1 protein-coding gene and 1 pseudogene are annotated in these 2,948 nt (G+C 61.8%); one reads left to right on the top strand and one right to left on the bottom strand.

The genetic code is table 11. The annotated features are described in order from the left end of the window. Positions 1-142 precede the first annotated feature (142 nt). Positions 143-2,479 carry a serine/threonine protein kinase gene (locus ABX749_RS28000; protein ID WP_372898930.1) on the bottom strand — a complete coding sequence of 779 codons (2,337 nt, stop codon included), beginning with the start codon at positions 2,477-2,479 and terminating at the stop codon, positions 143-145. 173 nt (positions 2,480-2,652) lie between these two features. On the opposite strand from ABX749_RS28000, the pseudogene ABX749_RS27995 reads away from it, so the two are divergent. After that, positions 2,653-2,948, top strand: a pseudogene (locus ABX749_RS27995) (amidohydrolase); the annotation flags it as partial.

The raw sequence follows: 2,948 nt of genomic DNA, 5'->3' as shown, positions 1-2,948 counted from the left end.
TGTTAGCGGCAGGGCGCGAGCCCTCCGGTCTTTCACGGTGTTTCCAAGCTGGAACCGGACGGCTTGCGCCGTTCCGCTATCTCCCTCAGCGCCAAAGTAAGTGACACTGGGCTCCCGCCGGCCGACACGCGAATGCCCTCAGCTACGGTGTCATCTGTTGCGTTTCGGTCACGTCAACGTCCGCGGCGCGTTTGGAAGTGTCGCGTTGGGAGGATTCGCGTTCAGTCGCCGACGCCTCCGGCTCGTCATGATCTCGGCGATGTCTGCGATGGACGCGATCATCGCCGACCCGGCGGACAAAGATCCAAAGCGTGCCGCTGACCACCAGGATCGAAAGCATTGCCGCAGCCCCCTCCCAGTGCAACGTTTGCTCCATCGCCGCGACCGGCGCGAACACTTTGCTCAGCCGGTATTGCACCAGCACCAGTAGATCGGCCTGGTTGTCGCCGCCGGAACCAAACTTGCCTTCACCGGGCACCGCGACCGGCTGCATTGCCGCGATCCAGTGCCCCCCGTAGGCCTGGCCATCGTCGGCGACGGCCACGGGATCTTGGTAGTCGACATCGCCGCCACGCAACAGATCGTCCATCTTTTCCGCGTCGACCTTGAACGGGTCGCCCGCGTTGCGCATCCCGGCCCGGTGTCGGGCCTCCAGGTACGGGTGTTGCAAGATCGTTCCCCGCACCTTGCCTTCACGGGCCTCGACGAGCACCGCGACCTGGTTGGCACCCTCGTCGCCTTGCAGCAATTCGAAATCACCCAAGTTGACCGTGGCCACGAACACGGCGTCGGGTTCGCCGGACCGGTCGCCGGACAAGTAGACGGGCCCGCTGATTGCGACTTTCCACAACCCCGTGGCGGTCGATTGGAACGCGGCCGACAGGTGCATGTGATCGAGTGGTTTGATCGAGTCGATCGGCGTGTCTCGGGGCAGGTCATTCTTGAGGGCGTGGAAATACGTCCGGTAGGCATAGTTGCGTCCGGCACTGTTTTGCTCGCGGGCGACGGGGTTGTCGTAAGCGATCGCGAAAATCGTCCCCGAACGGTCGGTCACAAACATCGTCGCCAAACGTGGGACCCGCGAATCGTCCGCCTCATCGGTGTATTGTTCCAAGCGTTTGTCGAGATACTCATCCAACGCGATGCGGGCGGGCAGGTCCAGCAGGGTGTCGCGCGTCTCGACCATCTTCAACGCCAAGGCGCTGGTGCCCTGGTCGGCGATGATTTTTAGATTGCGACTGACCGCGGGGTCATCGAGTGCGGCGGCGAGCGTGGCGCGAAAATCGGGCTCGTTGATCTCGTCGCGGCAGAGCCGGAAATAGCGTTCGAGTTCGCTTTCGAGTGTTCGCGCGGCAAATTTTGCCGCCAACTCGTTGCTGCTGAACGCTTCTTTGCGCAACGCCAGCTTCGTTTCTTCGCTGGCGCGATTGATGGTGCGGATCGCGTAAATACTTGTCACGACCAACAGCAATATGGGCCCCAGAATCCCCAGCACCATCAGCGGCCGTTTCGCGCGCAGTTCGTCTCGGCGATCCAAACGGTCCAAAATTTCTTGAACGTTGGTGAAGCGGTCGTCGGGATTGGCCGCCAAACAGCAGCTGACGATCCGTGACAATTCACGGTCGACGCCGGCGCGTTGGATGTGCCGAACCGGCGGCGAGGCTTTTTGGATCGACTCGCGGTAGCGCTGCAGCCGCTTGGGCAGCGAACCGGCGGTGTCGAGTTGTTCGATGATCGAATCTTCGCGATACGGCGGGCCGCCGGTCAGCATCCGGTACATGATCGCGCCGACGGCGTAGACGTCCCACGCGCTGCTGGGTGAGGATTCCAGGTCGGCCTGTTCGGGGGCCATGTAAAACAGCGTGCCCAACGAAGGCGATTGGTCGTGCGTCATTCGGCTCTGGCCGAAATCCGCCAACCGGGGCTCGTGGTCTTCGCCCAGCAGAACGTTGGCCGGCTTGAGATCGCAGTGCAAAACCCCCTTGCTGTGGCTGTGGTTGAGCCCGACGCAGATTTTGCGAAACATCTGGACCGACTCGGCAACCGGCAACGCCCCACGCACGGTCAGCTCGTCTTCGAGTGACCCCCCGGTGACCAGCTCCATCACATAATAGGGCGGATCGCTGTCCCAGCCGACTTCCAGCACTTGGACGATGTGGCGATCTGAGGATAATTGCACGAGGTTTTTGACCTCATGGCTCAGCAGCGACCAATTCACCCCGCCACGGTGCAAGAAAAACTTGATCGCGACGGGTCGACCGGTGTTCAGATCCCGCCCGACCCAGACTTGGCCGAACGCGCCGCTGCCCAAAAACCGTTCCAGCCGATACCCTGGGACATCGGCCGGTGGCGTCGTTGCCTGCATCGACAGCTTTTTGCTGGTCGATCGGCCGCCCTCGGTTTGATACTGCGTTTGGTCTTCGTTGCTCACTCCGTCACTCTCGCCCTCTTGGAGCCCCTCGCTCGTCTTCGATGCCATTTCATCTTCCACGATCACCGTTTTTTATTGTAGCGGCCGGGGCCTCCACGGTCGCCGCGGTGGCGACAAAGCTTTGCATCGGACGCTGCCTTCGTCTACCGCCGCGAATCCCATTTGGCACCTTGACCGTCGCCCTGGTCCTCGTCCTGGCCGGCGCCTGGATCGCACCGGAAATGTCCATCGCCCAAAATCCGCCGCCGCAGGACACACGCCGGCCGGCCGGGGGTGAACCGGCTGCGTCGCCCTTGCAGCTGCCACTCGATGGGCGTGACGGACGCGAACTATTGCTCCGGAATTTTCGTCCCAATTCGAAACTGGTGGTGCCCCAAACTCCGCGACACTCTGCGGCGATGCCGGTCGTGGACGTTCACACCCATTTCCACTACCGGCTGCGTGATAGCAAAGAAGCTCTGGATGACTTTGTCCAATTGATGGATCGCAACCACATCGCGATTTGTGTTTCACTGGA

It is taken from the genome of Stieleria sp. (genome assembly GCF_041595215.1).
In the GTDB taxonomy this organism is placed as follows: Bacteria; Planctomycetota; Planctomycetia; order Pirellulales; family Pirellulaceae; genus Stieleria; species Stieleria magnilauensis.
This window is presented reverse-complemented; position numbering and strand designations above follow the sequence as displayed.